The sequence below is a fragment of the Pseudoalteromonas piratica genome (assembly GCF_000788395.1).
GTDB lineage: Bacteria > Pseudomonadota > Gammaproteobacteria > Enterobacterales > Alteromonadaceae > Pseudoalteromonas > Pseudoalteromonas piratica.
This window is the reverse complement of sequence record NZ_CP009888.1, coordinates 2964746-2980279: the sequence shown is the minus strand read 5'-3', so window position 1 is coordinate 2980279 and position 15534 is coordinate 2964746. Positions and strand designations below refer to the sequence as shown.

15 protein-coding genes are annotated in these 15534 nt (G+C 40.9%); 7 read left to right on the top strand and 8 right to left on the bottom strand.

The genetic code is table 11. The features are described 5' to 3' along the window. The first annotated feature begins 31 nt into the window (after nt 1-31). From OM33_RS13760 to OM33_RS13750, 3 genes are read left to right on the top strand one after another with little or no spacing between them, the layout of a single operon-like run. On the top strand, nt 32-1084 hold the full coding sequence (locus tag OM33_RS13760; RefSeq protein ID WP_038642520.1) for a type IV pilus twitching motility protein PilT: 1053 nt from the start codon (nt 32-34) through the stop codon (nt 1082-1084). Nucleotides 1085-1099: 15 nt separating this feature from the next. Further along, entirely contained in the window at nt 1100-2230 is a 1131-nt protein-coding gene (locus tag OM33_RS13755; protein WP_038642519.1) for a PilT/PilU family type 4a pilus ATPase, read from the top strand. Between the two features lie 14 nt (nt 2231-2244). Next, nucleotides 2245-3141 carry a hypothetical protein gene (locus OM33_RS13750; protein WP_038642517.1) on the top strand — a complete coding sequence of 299 codons (897 nt, stop codon included), beginning with the start codon at nt 2245-2247 and terminating at the stop codon, nt 3139-3141. Nucleotides 3142-3216: 75 nt separating this feature from the next. Here the strand turns inward: OM33_RS13750 and ruvX are convergent, their stop codons facing one another. The 4 genes from ruvX to rsmE are packed head-to-tail and all read right to left on the bottom strand — an operon-like array spanning nt 3217 to nt 6009. Then, entirely contained in the window at nt 3217-3657 is a 441-nt protein-coding gene (gene ruvX, locus OM33_RS13745) for a Holliday junction resolvase RuvX (protein ID WP_038642515.1), read from the bottom strand. Continuing rightward, the gene (locus tag OM33_RS13740) at nt 3658-4227 is read right to left on the bottom strand and encodes a YqgE/AlgH family protein (RefSeq protein WP_038642513.1); all 570 of its coding nucleotides are present in this window, start codon (nt 4225-4227) and stop codon (nt 3658-3660) included. A 24-nt stretch (nt 4228-4251) separates the two neighbouring features. Then, on the bottom strand, nt 4252-5211 hold the full coding sequence (gene gshB, locus OM33_RS13735) for a glutathione synthase (RefSeq protein ID WP_038642511.1): 960 nt from the start codon (nt 5209-5211) through the stop codon (nt 4252-4254). 54 nt (nt 5212-5265) lie between these two features. Continuing rightward, the gene (gene rsmE, locus OM33_RS13730; RefSeq protein ID WP_038642509.1) at nt 5266-6009 is read right to left on the bottom strand and encodes a 16S rRNA (uracil(1498)-N(3))-methyltransferase; all 744 of its coding nucleotides are present in this window, start codon (nt 6007-6009) and stop codon (nt 5266-5268) included. Nucleotides 6010-6082: 73 nt separating this feature from the next. On the opposite strand from rsmE, the gene OM33_RS13725 reads away from it, so the two are divergent. The 3 genes from OM33_RS13725 to OM33_RS13715 all read left to right on the top strand — a co-directional run bounded on the left by OM33_RS13725 (nt 6083) and on the right by OM33_RS13715 (nt 8520). Further along, nucleotides 6083-6982 carry an ABC transporter ATP-binding protein gene (locus OM33_RS13725; RefSeq protein WP_038642507.1) on the top strand — a complete coding sequence of 300 codons (900 nt, stop codon included), beginning with the start codon at nt 6083-6085 and terminating at the stop codon, nt 6980-6982. Then, entirely contained in the window at nt 6975-7991 is a 1017-nt protein-coding gene (locus tag OM33_RS13720) for an ABC transporter permease (protein ID WP_038642505.1), read from the top strand. Before OM33_RS13725 ends, OM33_RS13720 begins: the two co-directional genes overlap by 8 nt. A gap of 82 nt (nt 7992-8073) precedes the next feature. After that, nucleotides 8074-8520, top strand: coding sequence for a globin family protein (locus OM33_RS13715; RefSeq protein ID WP_038642503.1), 447 nt, complete (start codon nt 8074-8076; stop codon nt 8518-8520). Here OM33_RS13715 and OM33_RS13710 read toward each other — a convergent pair. Continuing rightward, the gene (locus OM33_RS13710) at nt 8517-9413 is read right to left on the bottom strand and encodes a DUF350 domain-containing protein (protein WP_038642501.1); all 897 of its coding nucleotides are present in this window, start codon (nt 9411-9413) and stop codon (nt 8517-8519) included. The two genes, OM33_RS13715 and OM33_RS13710, sit on opposite strands and share 4 nt — an antisense overlap. 130 nt (nt 9414-9543) lie before the next feature. Between OM33_RS13710 and glnE the strand changes: the two genes are divergently transcribed. Next, the gene (gene glnE, locus OM33_RS13705) at nt 9544-12345 is read left to right on the top strand and encodes a bifunctional [glutamate--ammonia ligase]-adenylyl-L-tyrosine phosphorylase/[glutamate--ammonia-ligase] adenylyltransferase (RefSeq protein WP_038642499.1); all 2802 of its coding nucleotides are present in this window, start codon (nt 9544-9546) and stop codon (nt 12343-12345) included. Here the strand turns inward: glnE and OM33_RS13700 are convergent. The 3 genes from OM33_RS13700 to tolC form a co-directional block, all read right to left on the bottom strand. Continuing rightward, complete coding sequence (locus tag OM33_RS13700) at nt 12342-12911, bottom strand: TcpQ domain-containing protein (RefSeq protein WP_038642498.1); 570 nt, start codon at nt 12909-12911, stop codon at nt 12342-12344. The two genes, glnE and OM33_RS13700, sit on opposite strands and share 4 nt — an antisense overlap. Nucleotides 12912-13114: 203 nt before the next feature. Then, on the bottom strand, nt 13115-14038 hold the full coding sequence (lpxL, locus tag OM33_RS13695) for an LpxL/LpxP family Kdo(2)-lipid IV(A) lauroyl/palmitoleoyl acyltransferase (RefSeq protein ID WP_038642496.1): 924 nt from the start codon (nt 14036-14038) through the stop codon (nt 13115-13117). 99 nt (nt 14039-14137) lie between these two features. Next, complete coding sequence (gene tolC, locus OM33_RS13690) at nt 14138-15418, bottom strand: outer membrane channel protein TolC (RefSeq protein ID WP_038642494.1); 1281 nt, start codon at nt 15416-15418, stop codon at nt 14138-14140. Between the last annotated feature and the right edge of the window lie 116 nt (nt 15419-15534).

The window sequence follows — 15534 nt, the reverse complement described above, 5'->3', positions numbered from 1 at the left end:
ATTCAAAAAAGTAACATAGTGGAGCAATCCAATGGACATTACTGAATTATTGGCATTCAGTGTGCAACATAATGCATCAGATTTACATTTATCATCAGGTGTTTCACCGATGATCCGCGTTGATGGCGACGTTCGAAGAATTAATATCCCCGCACTTGGGCCAAAAGACGTAAACGGCTTAGTCTATGATATTATGAATGATAAGCAGCGAAAAGAGTATGAAGAAAACTTAGAGTGTGACTTTTCGTTTGAAGTACCCAATTTAGCCCGTTTTCGTGTAAATGCCTTTAATTCAAACCGTGGACCTGCAGCCGTATTTCGTACTATCCCAAGTACTGTATTAACCCTGGAAGATTTAGGCTGCCCTGAAATTTTTAAAGATATTTCAAACAACCCACGTGGTTTAGTGTTGGTTACAGGGCCAACCGGTTCAGGTAAGTCAACGACGCTTGCTGCAATGATTGATTACATTAATACCCACAAACATCATCACGTACTAACGATTGAAGACCCTATTGAATTTGTTCATGACAACAAACAAAGTCTAATTAACCAACGTGAAGTTCATCGTGATACGCATAGCTTTAACAATGCCCTGCGTTCAGCATTACGTGAAGATCCAGACGTAATTCTAGTCGGTGAATTACGTGACCTTGAAACTATTCGCCTTGCAATGACAGCTGCAGAAACTGGTCACTTAGTGTTTGGTACACTTCACACCACCTCAGCACCTAAAACCATTGACCGTATTATCGATGTATTCCCAGGTGAAGAAAAAGACATGGTACGTTCAATGCTCTCTGAATCATTACGAGCTGTAATTTCACAGACACTTGTGAAAAAAGTAGGTGGCGGACGAATCGCAGCACACGAAATCATGATAGGTACCCCTGCTATTCGTAACCTTATTCGTGAAGACAAAATTGCACAGATGTACTCGTCATTACAAACGGGCGCATCGCATGGCATGCAAACCATGGATCAGTGTTTAGCTAATCTACTGAATCGCGGCTTAATTACGCAGCAAGATGCCTATGCTAAAGCGCACGATAAAAACAACTTTGGCGCCCCAGGCGCACGATAGTGTTTAGAGGTATTTATGTACAATCTTGATCATTTTTTAAGACAAATGGTAGAGAATGAAGCATCGGATTTATTCGTTTCTACACATCTACCAGTCAGTGCCAAAATTAATGGTGAATTACGCCCTGTAGGCGAAAACGACTTAACCGAAGAAGAAGCCCTTGCGATGGTTGAGTCGGCAATGACAGAAAAGCAAATTAAAGAGTTCCACGACACGAAAGAGTGTAACTTTGCAATTGCACGCGATTCAGGTCGTTTCCGTGTCTCAGCCTTTTGGCAGCGAGATAAAGCTGGCATGGTTATTCGTCGAATTGTCACGACTATCCCTGAAGTACAAGCACTTGGCTTACCAACAGTATTAACTGATGTGATTATGTCAAAACGTGGCTTGGTGCTATTTGTAGGTGGTACGGGTACTGGTAAGTCAACTTCATTAGCAGCCCTTTTAGGTTACCGTAACCGTAATCAGCGTGGTCATATTTTAACCATTGAAGATCCCATTGAATTTGTGCACGAACACCAGAAAAGCATTGTGACCCAGCGAGAAGTAGGTCTTGATACAGATAGCTTTGAATCAGCGCTGAAAAGCTCACTTCGTCAGGCTCCAGATGTTATTCTGATTGGTGAGATCCGTTCGCAAGAAACCATGGAATACGCGCTCTCTTTTGCTGAAACTGGTCACTTATGTGTGGCAACATTGCACGCCAATAACGCAAACCAAGCAATCGACCGTATTATGCACTTAGTGCCAAAAGAAAAGCATGACAAGTTAAAATACGATTTAGCCCTTAACTTACGTGCCATTGTAGCGCAACAATTAGTACCAACCAGTGATGGCCATGGCCGTGCAGCTGCGATTGAAATATTACTCAACTCGCCCATGGTTGCTGAACTAATTAAACGTGGCGAAGTGGGGGCAATTAAAGAAACCATGTCGAAATCTCGCGAGATGGGTATGCAAACATTCGACCAAGCGCTTTTTGATCTCTATCAGCAACACCGTATTAATTATGCTGATGCACTGCATCATGCTGATTCGCCAAATGACTTACGATTGATGATTAAACTTCGTAATAATGAGCAACAGGGTGCCGGTTTCTTGCAAGGGGTGACTGTTGATGGTCTTGATGGAGATAAAAACCAGTAGTAAGTGAAGCGTCTATGTTGAAGTTATGTCGTTTTAAAGTTTTAGTATTCATTCTCTTTAACCTGTTAACAGGATTTGCTGCGTATGCAGCAAAATCCTCAAATGAAATTGATATGTATATCCGTGATGATGTGTATGTCGACTTTCAAGCGTTTGTTGCAGGTCGTGATCTGCATGAAATTAAGTCTTTCACAGGCTATCGCATGCGTCGCGATGTAGTGGATATGGTACTTGCTTTGCAGGCTCTGAAAATCGGAGGCTTTGACAAGCGTTTTAATTATCAGGTGGGTAAAGTCACGCTCAGAAATACCAATATTTTAGAGCGTGGCAAACAGCTACTTAGCTTTGACACTTATTGGTACGCAGATGCCGAAAAAATCGCTGAATATGCTTATATTTCAGAACCTGTTTTTCGCAAAGGCGAATATTTAGCAGGTGTTTTTGCCCACCCTGAAAACCGAAAAGTGTTTACTATTGATAGTCTTGAAGACTTTTCATCGTTTACGTCTATTTCTACTCCACGCTGGCATGCTGATTGGCAAACACTTTCAAGTTTAAAATTGAAAAAGTTATATCAAGATGATGAGTGGCTTCAACAAATTCGGGCTGTGGATAAAAAGTGGGCTGATTTTGTTTTATTGCCTTTTATGCCCGCTTTAAACAATCACTATAAACTTCATTCTCTTGAGTTACTCGCTGTGCCAGGAATAGCCCTGACATTTAATGATAGTCGTCATTTTGTGGTAAGTAAGAAGCATCCTGATGGTGAAGCTGCTTTTAATGCGCTTCAAAAAGGATTACGTGAGCTTGCTAAGCAAAATCGGATTAAAAAGGCCTATATTGAAGCTGGCTTTATACCGGAAAAAGGCACAGTGAAGGTACTTAACAGTGCCTTGATTGATAAACAATAAACTTAACTCAAAACAAGAAAAGCTCGATTTGTAATAAGTTGAGGGGTAATTTATCTACCCCTTATAACTTTGCACTTAGTCTGCGTAAAGGCTTTCAAAATAGCTCTCGAGGATAATTTGGGCAGACATACTGTCTACTTTATCTTTTGCTAAATTACGATAACCACCGTGGTCAAATAAGCGCGCTTTAGCGTCTGTAGTGGTCAACCTTTCATCTTGTACTTCAACTTGATAACCAAACATGCCATGTAAACGTTTGGCAAACTTCTTTGCTTTGAAGGTGACTTCTTGATTGGTACCATCCATATTGAGCGGCAAGCCAACGATTAATAAGTCAGGTTGCCATTCATCAAGGACCTTCTTTAGATTATCCCAATTAGGAATGCCATCTTTGGCTGAAATTGCACTAAGTGCAGTTGCTGTGCCAGAAATCTCTTGTCCGACGGCAATGCCAATACTTTTCGTACCAAAGTCAAAGCCAACTAATGTGCGTTGACCAATTGGTTTTTTACTCATTTACGCGTGTCCTGAATAAAGCGACAGTTTATTTATATCAATACCTAAACTTTCGATCGCTTTTTGCCAGCGCAAGTGTGCTGGCGTATTAAAGATTATATCTGGGTCTGCAGGCACAGTAAGCCAAGTGTTTTCAATTAGTTCCTGTTCTAATTGACCTGGATCCCAACCGGCATAACCCAAGGTAATTAGGAAGTTGTCGGGAGCGTCATAACTGGTGAGCTCATGCAATACATCTTTAGAGGTGGTTATCATGATTTCTGAGCTAATTGCCGAGCTTGAGCTGTAACCAGGTTTACTGCTATGCAATACAAACCCGCGGTCGGTATGCACTGGACCACCTGACATAACAGCGACACTGCTATTACTGGCCATTTTGTTATTTTCAATGTCGATCTGATCAAGCAATTCACCAACAGTAAGATTCGTTGGCTGATTAATAACAAGCCCCATCGCACCATCCTGGTTGTGCTCACAAATATAGGTCACACTATGTTTAAAGCGCGGATCGGGCATGTTTGGCATAGCAACTAAAAAGGTGTTTTGTAATGACTCGGTTTGCTTACTCATCTAATAACCCCTGTTACTGTATTGTTATCTCTTAGTATGCGCTAGTTTGTGCTCAATTGCGTCGAATAACTTGCCTGTAATAGAAATATCATAAGCAGCTTCAATTTCTTTAACACAGGTTGGTGCTGTCACATTTATCTCTGTGAGCCTATCGCCAATAATGTCGAGACCAACAAAAATTAACCCTTTTTCAATTAATGTTGGGGCTACAGCCTCTGCAATTTTTCGTTCAACGTCAGTAATTGGGCGGGCTTCGCCTCGGCCGCCTGCAGCAAGGTTGCCGCGTGTTTCCCCGCCTTGTGGAATGCGTGCTAAGCAATAAGGAATTACTTCACCATTTACAACAAGAACGCGCTTGTCACCGTTCTTTATTGCTGGAATAAAGTTTTGTGCCATTGCGTATTGGCTACCATGGTTGGTTAGGGTTTCACAAATTACACCAATATTAGGGTCATCTTGTTTAACACGAAAGATTGAAGCGCCACCCATACCATCAAGCGGTTTAAGAATAATATCTTTGTGCTCTTCTAAAAATTCACGAATATGTGATTGTTCTCGGGTTACTAGGGTATCTGGTGTGTGCTCGCTAAACCACGCGGTAAATAGCTTTTCATTTGCATCACGCAAGCTTTGCGGCTTGTTAATAACTAACGTTCCGGCTTGTTCAGCACGCTCTAGTAGGTAGGTTGCGTAAATATATTCAGTATCGAATGGCGGATCCTTACGCATTAAAATAACATCTAGGTCAGCGAGCGCGATTGTTTGCTTTTCTTGTAATTCGTACCATTTTTCAGGGTTGTCAAACACAGTGGCAACGGATGACGTTGCGAAACTTTGCCCACCACGTAAAAACAGGTCATTCATTTCCATATAGTGAATTTCAAAACCACGTTTTTGTGCTTCGAGCATCATGGCGAAGCCGGTGTCTTTTTTAATATTAAATCCTGAAATGGGATCTGAAATAATGCCAAGCTTAATCGTCATGTTAGTTTCCTTAATTTTCAACTCTCTATGTTATGGGGACGCTCGAGGTTTATATCAAGCTAAATCACCATATGCGAGCTGCAAAGCAGATAAAACGGTGAGTGCTGCGGTTTCAGTTCGCAACACACGTGGTCCAAGCTTAATATCGATAAAATTAGCAGCCTTTGTTGCAGCAATTTCGCCATCGGTAAAACCACCTTCAGGACCTACAACAAAACGCATCTTTTCACGATTAAAGTTGCTAATGCTATCAATCGTTTTAATGCTGTGCTCAGCACGTGGGTGTAAGGTTAGTTTAGTTTCGTCGCTTTCTTGAGCCAGCCATTGTTCTAATTTAATAGGAGGATGAATAATAGGAACAAAATTACGACCAGACTGCTCTGCGGCAGCAATTGCAATTTTTTGCCATTGTAGGTGTTTCTTTTCAAGACGTTCACCTTGAAGCTTTACACCGCAGCGCTCACTGAATAGGGGAGTGATCTCAGTAATACCGAGCTCAACCGATTTTTGAATGGTGAACTCCATTTTCTCGCCTCGAGAAATGCCTTGTCCTAAATGAATTTTCAATGGCGATTCATAAGTTACGTCATGAAACTCATCTACACTGACATAGACATTCTTTTTATTGGCTTGTGAGATTGTACAAAGGTATTCGCCACCTGCGCCATTAAATAGGCTCACCTGTTGTCCTGCTTGCATTCGCAAAACTCGGCCAATGTGCCCAGCGGCATCGTCGTCAAGTTGCAATTCTGTGCCTACTTCAATTTGACCTGGTTGGAAAATATGGGGAACGCGCATAATGACTCTCAAAGATTAATATGCTTATATGGTATGAAAAGCCAATCAATAAAGGCAAGTATTAAAGGCGCTTATGACAACAATTCTTGAAGTAAAGCAGCTCAGCAAACAGTTCTCTGATTTCTATGCGGTCGATAAAATTGACTTTAAGGTTAGCAAAGGGTCATGTTTTGGTTTGCTCGGTCCAAATGGTGCAGGTAAAACCACCACTATTGAAATGCTTGAGGGGATTTTAGCACCAAGTTCAGGCGATATTTTATTTAATGACAAACCGATTACGCGCGAAGACTTTCAAAAGTTAGGTATTCAGTTTCAGCACACCGCATTGCAAGATTATTTAACGGTGCGTGAGACGTTAATGTTATTTTCTTCTTTTTATAGTAAAACCTTACCTACAGACGATTTAATTGAACAATGTCAGTTAGCGGAATTCATAAATGTGGATCATCGCAAGCTGTCAGGTGGGCAAAAGCAGCGTTTACTGCTGGCCTTGGCATTAATTAATGATCCAGAACTTATCTTTTTAGATGAGCCAACAACTGGACTTGACCCACACAGTCGACGACTTTTTTGGGATCTTGTAAATAACATAAAAGCCCAAGGTAAAACGATTTTGTTAACAACCCATTATATGGACGAAGCAGAATATTTATGTGATCAAATTGCGATTATGGATAAAGGCAAAATTATAGCAATGAATAGCCCTGAAAACTTACTGCGAGAGCATTTCAAAGGTGCCCTTATTTCTTTGCCGAAAGAAAACCTCTCTGCATCACATAATTTAGTAAATGTGCAATTTAGCCAAGATAGTGCACTTATTCATACTGACGATACTGAGGCCACTATCGCTGCCTTATTGGCGCAGCAAATTTCATTGCAAGGCTTGCAAATAAAGTCGGCAAACTTGGATGACTTATTTTTGAAGTTAACGGGACATGGGCTGCAAAGCCAAGGAGAGCAGCAAGATGTTTAAGCGTTTTTTCGCTGTGTTAGTGGCGCGCAATTATGAGTTTTTTCGCGACCGTTCGGCGCTAGGCTGGAACCTTGTGTTTCCAATTCTGTTGGTTGTTGGGTTCGCCTTTATCTTTAAAAATGATAACCCAACTTTATTTAAAATTGGCTACTTAGGCGATTTAAACCAACACAGTATTAGCCAATATAAGCACTTAGAATTTATTGAGTACAGCAATAAATCAAGTGCCATTGATAAACTCAGACAGCATAAATTGGATTTATTAGTGAGTTTTAAAGACAACCAATATTGGGTAAATACCAGTTCTGCAAATGGTTATATTGCAGAAAAATTGCTCTTAGCTGAAACGACTCAAAATCACAGCGGCCAATTTATCAAAGAAACAATCGAAGGACAGGAAATTCGTTATTTAGATTGGGTGGTGCCTGGGATATTAGCAATGAACATGATGTTTTCGTGCTTATATGGTGTGGGTTATGTCATTGTTCGTTATCGTAAAAATGCAGTGCTTAAACGTTTAAGTGCAACGCCGCTCAAACCTATTGAGTTTTTAGCGGCGCAAATAGTGTCGCGTTTACTCATTGTAGTCGTACTAACCTCGGGGATTTTTTTTGCTTGTAATTTTATATTCGACTTTTACCTTGTAGGAAATATGTGGTGGCTATTGTTGTTGTGTATTCTAGGTGCATTTGCCTTGATTTCACTTTCCTTATTAATTGCATGTCGTTCTGAATCTGAAGAGTTTACGGGTGGCATTTTAAACTTAGTTTCATGGCCAATGATGATGTTATCCGGTGTTTGGTTTTCTCTTGAAGGTAGCCCTGCATTTGTGCAAGCAATTTCGCAAATATTTCCACTAACACAAATGCTCATTGGTGCACGAGCTGTGATGTTAGAAGGGGCTGGTTTTATTGAAATTGCGCCACAAATTTTTATTCTAGTTGGGCAAAGCGTTTTGTTTCTATTGCTTGGCTCATTATTTTTTCGATGGAAAGGGCAAACGCGCTAGTTGTATTTTTTGCCCTTGTGCGTCCTAGCATTCTATTATTTCTGGACTAGGCTTGTGTAATTACACATAAACTGATGATGCTATGACACCACACCAAATCGAGTTAGTGCAATCGTCCTGGGAAAAGATAGTGCCGATTGCAAGCGATGCAACCGCGATGTTTTATCAGCGCTTGTTTACGATTGCACCACATTTAAAACCGCTGTTTCAAGGGGATATTGAAGAGCAGGGTAAGAAACTTGCGACTATTTTAACTACCGTAGTTCGCGGGCTGAAGCAACTCGATAAGTTAGAAATGAAAGTGTGGCAATTGGGTCGGCGCCATACAGCATATGGCGTTACAATGACTGACTATCAACCCGTTGCTGACGCATTACTTTGGACCTTAGAGCAAGGTTTAGGTGCTGATTTCACAGTGCAAACAAAGGATGCCTGGGTTGCGGCCTACACTTTACTTAGCAGTGTTATGCAGGCCGGCGCTGATTATCCCTATGCCAACTTTTCTTTGTGGAAATCCGAGCAGCGTTAAATTGAGAAGAGGCGAATAAGCAAAATACCGATGGCCAAATGTACTGCTAACTCAATATTGGCGATACCAATATTGTCCTGTTGTTCAACTTCGATGTTTGTTTGCACTTTAGGTAGCGCTAATTTGAGCACTAAGAATGCAGTAATTTGATGCAGTGTTACAAATACAACAACATTAACTAAAATCGTTATGATGTTGTCGATAAAGTTACCTGGAATAAACTGAATGCTTGATAGCGCTGCAAATATCGCCAGTGAAAGAGCGATCATTCGTGCAGCAAAACGCAGGCCCAGAGAAGTATTATCATAAGCGAAATAAGTTTGCAGTGAAGCGCCTTGGTTGGTTGCTGCAAACCCACGTTCTTGCCAACGAGTGTGAAGCAAAATAACCAATTGAATTGCAATAAATGCAATAATGTCGGTGAGAAGTGTATTAAAATTAGTCGCTTTTGACCATTTATAAAGCCCCAGTACCACAATTGAATTTGCAAGTAATACGCCTGTATCTATTAAGGCTGCACACATATTGCGTTTTTCAATGGCTCTGGCTTCATTGAAGTCTGCGAGAATTAGTCTGTTGTGGATCCATTTACCGAACCAAATAAAACTGAGTGATAATGCTAATGCCAATGCAAGATGGGGCAAGCTCTCTTGCCACAAAGTAAGGTTAAACTCTCTTGCAATAAAACCCACCACTAAGATTATACTGAAAATTGACGAAGCATAGCTTATGCCCATCGCAAAGTTATCTTTCTTAGCCAATTCATTCATTAAATCATGATCAGTACTTGATGCGCGTAACTGCTTTTTCAACACCATTAGAACGAGCAATACCAATAAACCTGTAATAGCAAATGCGACTAAAAGATCGTTTGAGAGCGTGATATAAGACATAAAAATTGTATTCTTTTTTGCTAAGATACAAAAGCGTGATGACCTTTCAAATTGAGCAGAATTGATACTGCTGAGTTCAACACGTTCTGACCTAGCATATAAATTTAATTGTTAAGAGTGTAAGTAAGTTATGGAGTTAGCACAAGGGTTACAACAATTAGGCGAACAGCGTTTTGCAAAACTTTTCTCTGCAGAGACTGTTCTACCAGAAATAGTGTCATTACTAGCTTTAAGTGATTTTGCGTTTCGTATTTTAGAGCAGCGCCCAGAATTGATTGCTTACTTGCAAGATAAAACTTGGCTTACCAATCGCGATACCCCCGCCGTTTTTGAAAAGTCGCTGAATGAAGCTGACGAACCAACGGCATTTAAAACACTCAGAGACTATCGTAATTTATATTGGCTGAAATTAGCTTATCTAGACTTAGTTGCAAGCAACGACATTCGCAACAGCATTAGTTACACCTCTCAACTAAGCGAAGTCTTAATTGATTCTGCCTATCGTTGGGCATACGCACAAGTTGCCAGTGTATGGGGCAAGCCACTTGATAGTGAAGGCAATGCAATGCCAATGTTGATCTTAGGTATGGGTAAGCTTGGGGGCTATGAGTTAAATTATTCATCTGATATCGATTTAATCTTTACCTACCCTTATCAAGTGGAAACACAAGGAGGACGTAAATCGTGTGAAGCACAGGTTTTCTTTACTAAAGTTGCACAAAAAACCATTGCGGCACTTAACCAAGTAACCCCTGAAGGGCAAGTCTTTCGAGTAGACATGCGCCTACGCCCATTTGGTGATAGTGGGCCATTAGTGATGAGCTTTAATGCGATGGAAGAATACTATCAAGAGCAGGGTCGAGACTGGGAACGTTACGCAATGTTAAAGGCGCGCTTACTTGGTGCTGAAAGCCCTTATTGGCAAGAGTTTTATGCGATGCTAAGGCCGTTTGTCTATCGTAAGTATATTGATTTTTCAGTGATTGAATCGCTTAGAAAAATGAAATCATTGATAGCCCAAGATGTTAGACGCAAAGGGTTAACAGAAAATATAAAGCTGGGTGCAGGGGGAATTCGTGAAGCCGAGTTTGTGGTACAAGCGCTACAAATGATCCGTGGTGGACGCGAGCCGGCTCTACAAGTGCAATCGTTTTGTAAAGCACTGGAAGCATTAGCACGATTAAATGAAGTGCCACAAGAAGTGGCAAATACACTCACAAATGGGTATTTATTTTTAAGACGTATCGAGCAGTATTTGCAGCAATTTGATGATAAGCAAACACAAACCCTGCCGCAAGATGAACTAGGCCAACAGCGACTAAGCGTGCTACTTGGTCAAACACACTATGGTGATGCAGTAGCTGAAATAAACCATCAAATGGCGATGATCCACACCGAATTTAACGCCATGATAGGGCCTGATGGAGAAGACGAACAAGAGGTAGATTCGCGTTATCAGTTACTGTGGGAAAAGCCCAGTAAAGACGTTATTTCAAGCCATCAACTCTTTAATCAAGAAGTTGATTTCTATCATTTAGTCCATGACTTCAAACAATTAACAACCAAACGCAAACTCGGTGGGCGGGGACGAGATGTTCTGGATAAGCTGTTGCCTAGCCTGCTGCAACAGGCAGATAAATGTGCATGTGAGGCAAGTATTTTAAAACGCGTACTTGCTGTCGTTGAGAAAGTGATCTCTCGCACAGCCTATTTAGAACTCCTGCTGGAAAACCCGGGGGCACTAAATCAATTATTTAAGCTTTGTGCACATAGCAAATGGATTGGAGAGCATCTAGCGTGTTATCCAATATTACTGGATGAATTAATCGACCCTGCGCAGCTTTATAAAACGTTACCTTTGAGTGGCTACGAGCAAGAAATTCGCCAATATTTTTTGCGAATTGATGACAATGACCTTGAAATGCAGATGGAAGCATTGCGTCAGTTTAAGCAAACACATCAATTAAAAATTGCTGCAGCTGATGCAACAGGTGTGCTTGACGTAATGAAGGTAAGTGATCACTTAACGGCGCTTTCAGAAGCGATTGTCAGTCAATGTGTTAACTTAGCGTGGCAGCAAATGGTAACACGTTTTGGCTATCCGCCAGGTGCAAACGATGATGAAAAAGGATTTGCGGTAATCGCATATGGTAAAGCGGGTGGTATTGAGCTGGGGTATGACTCAGACCTTGATTTAGTGTTTGTGCACAATAGTGACGGTCAAGGGCAAACCGATGGCAATAAACAAATTGATGCGCGCCAATTTTACTTAAAACTAGCACAACGCTTGTTGCACCTGTTTAACACACGTACAGCATCGGGCATTTTGTATGAACTTGATACACGTTTACGTCCTGAAGGCGCTTCAGGATTGTTGGCAATCAACATTGAAACCTTCAGAGAGTATCAGCTCAATCAAGCATGGACGTGGGAGCACCAAGCATTAGTGCGTGCCAGAATGATTTATGGGCAGGCTACTTTGTTTGAACGCTTTGACGCAATTCGAACTGAAGTACTGTCACTTAAACGTGAGCGAGCAAAATTGAAAGAAGAGGTGGTGAATATGCGCCAAAAAATGCGCGATCACTTAATGAAAGGGGATGACGCTCTTTTTGATATTAAACAGGGATTAGGCGGTATGGCAGATATTGAGTTTCTAGCTCAGTACATAGTATTGGAAAATACGCATCAACAGCCACTTATCTCACAATATTCGGATAATATTCGCATTTTTGAGCAAGCGGCGAATCTTGGTTTAATAGAGCAAAACGAAATGTTGGCACTAAAATCAGCTTATTGTGAACTTCGTGAGCTATATCATCAAGTAAGTTTACGTCAAGAGGCAAAACTGGTGAGCGTGGCAAGTGTTGCTGATAAAACACAAGCAATCAGGGCAATTTGGCAAAAGTACTTAATTGAAGCTAACAATTAAAGTGTGGCTTTAACGCAATTGTCGCGTACATAACGGGTTGGGTTTTCAGTAATGACTGCTGTACCGTGTTTGTAACAGAAAAAGCCATAGACAGTGCTTTCAAAATCGCTGTCAATGGCTTTAGATACCTGATAAAGCGTTGTGATAAAGGTTTCATCGACACGAAAGTTGTCTTTAATGATGTAGTCTTTATCGAGATACCATAGAAATTCAATACCTTCTTGCTCGGCAAAGTCAGAAAGTACTGCTTTTAAGGTGTCACCTTTATCAAAGCGACGGGCTTTAATTTCACCGCGCCAATTAGCAGGGATTTTAGTTGAAGAACGTTTTTGTTGCAGATGTTGAGCGAGCGAAGTATCAGGCGTATCGAGTTGAATAACATATTTTTCACGCTCGGTCATAGAGCTTAGGGTATTACGAAAGCTACTGTAAAAGTTTGATAGGCCTTCTGCTGCGGCATTTGATTTTGAGTCTGAGTTAAACACAGGGCCTTTGCCGAGAAGCAAATAAAGTGCAGCAGCGATTAAAATAATACCCAAAGATAAATGCTTAAGCCAAAACCACACAACAACTCTCAATGCTTAAATTAGAAACAAATCAATAATAGCCCCAACATAAGCCTTTTTTGCATAATACTAAATTCGTATTTTAGGCGGTTTGCTTAACTATTAAGCATGTTTCACCTGATAAACACTCATTGTTAGGGAGTTGGTTGACTCCCTAAAAACGCTAACCCTCAACAAAGACATGGTATTCGAGTCTTAATTATCTATTTGTAATATGACGTCGCGTTTGGATCTTTTTGTGTTTTAAAGCGGCGATGCAGCCATAAATATTGCTCAGGCGCTTTTCGAATTGCGTCTTCCATTGCCTTATTCACACGGGTTACGTCATTTATATCATTACCCGTTGGGAAACCTTCAAAAACAGGGCTGACATCGAGGAAGTATTTACCACCTTTGCGGTAGGTTGAAAGTGCGACCGTTTCACTATTTTTACTGCTAGCAAAAATTAACGTGCCGGTTGTCGTACAGGTTTCTTCTACGGCAAAAAACGGTACAAATTCAGAGCGTTTACGGCCATAGTCTTGATCCGGTAAGTAGTAACAAAGTTTTTGCTTACTAAGCGCTTTTAATAAGCTTTTTACATCACGTTTGGTCACTAACGCTTCACTAAAGCGCAGGCGGCCATTAACAATAATGTATTCCATTAAAGGGTTGTTATGCGGGCGATAAAAACCAACACCTGTATTTTGAATGCCCATCATACGACCTGCAACTTCGAGATGCATCATATGCGGCACTAACATCAGAACACCTTTACCGCTGTTAATTGCATTCTCAATATGGTGGTAACCGGTAATGCCACCAAAGTGCTTTTTGGCACGCCACTGGGGCCACCACCACGCCATACCAGACTCAAAAATAGCAATCCCAGTGTTTTCTAAGTTTTCTTTGACTAACTTTGCTTGCGCCGCCTTATCGAGCTCAGGGAAGGCTAGTGCGATGTTAACTTCGGCAATTTTGCGGCGCTTTTTAACAAAACGATAAACTAAACGGCCAAGTAACTTTCCAAGTAAAATCTGTAGGTTATAAGGCAACCAAGAAAGCAAATACAGAATAAATACACTTAACCAAGTAAGCCAATATTTAGGAGCTAGAAAAGAATATGAAAAAGGCGCTTTAGTTATCACAATATCGTTTGGCAAAAGTAAAAAATTAGCGCGAGTATATCAAAAAGAAAGGAAAACGTGGGAATTGATTTATTCCCACGTTGAATTAGATTACCGAGGTTAGTTTAGGCCACGGTTAATTGCTTCGATATCACTGCGAGACAGTGTACCTTCGGCAAGTTTTAAACCAAGAGTAGATACAACATAACGGTAACGAACCGCCGATAAGTTACGGCTTGCGTCGTATAAGTTACGAGTACTTAGTAATACGTCTACAATAGTACGTGTGCCCACTTCAAAACCTGCTTCAGTGGCTTGCAAAGCACTTTCAGCAGATACTACTGCTTGTTCAAGTGCGCGATATGTCGCGATATCTGACACTACTTGATTATATGACGTACGAACTTGTTTATTTACGTTACGGTAAGCACTTTCAAATTCTTGGCTTGCTGCAACAAAATATTCAGTAGCTTGGTTTACCGCTGCATGCGTACCACCACCTTGGTAAATTGGCACAGAGAAACCTAAACCTACTTTAGTTTGATCTACACGAGGACCTGTTTCGCCAAGGCTATCGCCATAAGAAGCCGATAAAGTCAGTTTCGGATAGTGGCCTGCTTTTGCTTGTTCGATTTGCTCTTTAGCAATATCTACAGACACACGTGATACTTGTAGCGAAATATTATTTTCTTTTGCTGACTCAACAAATTCAGTGCTCTTACGTGCAGGCTTTACTGTTGAGAATTTATCAGTGTTAAGGGCATTAAGTTTTTCGTGATATTTACCAGTGATCTCACCAAGCTCTTCGCGCGCGGTTTCAACATCATTGATTGCAACAATTTCGCGAGCAACGGCATTATCGTATTGTGCTTGCGCTTCGTGTACATCAGTAATAGCAGTAAGACCTACCGCATGGCGCTGTTTGGTTTGCTCAAGCTGACGTTCAATAGCACGTTTTTCTGCGCGAACAAACTCTAAGTCATCTTGGCGTGCAAGCACATTAAAGTAAGCATTAGAAACACGAACAATCAGATTTTGCTGTGCTAGCTGATAACTTGCATCTGCTTGAAGAGCTTGCTTTTCTGCAATGTTAAGTGATTTCCAAGACCCCAAATTGAATAGGTCTTGGTCTAATCTAATACCGCGGCTGAAAACATCCGAGTCACCTAGATCACCATCCGTTTTCTCATAACCCATTGTTGCACCGATTTGCGGTAATAAAGCCGCCATTGCGATATCCGTGTTGTAGTCTTGTGCATCGCGCGTTGCTTTTGCCTTTAAAACTACAGGATCGTTTGCAAGTGCGATTTCGTATACTTGCATTAGGTCTTCTGCATTTGCTTGTGTTACTGAAAAACTACAAGTAAATGCAACTAGCGCAGATAATAGTTTCTTTTTCATAGTTGTTGTCATCCCCAGACAATTTTTGAAAGCATCTTAGCGTGTTTTTTTAGTGATTAGAAAAACAATACAGTAAAACAAAGTATTCAAGTGTAACAGAATATGAAAAATTCGTT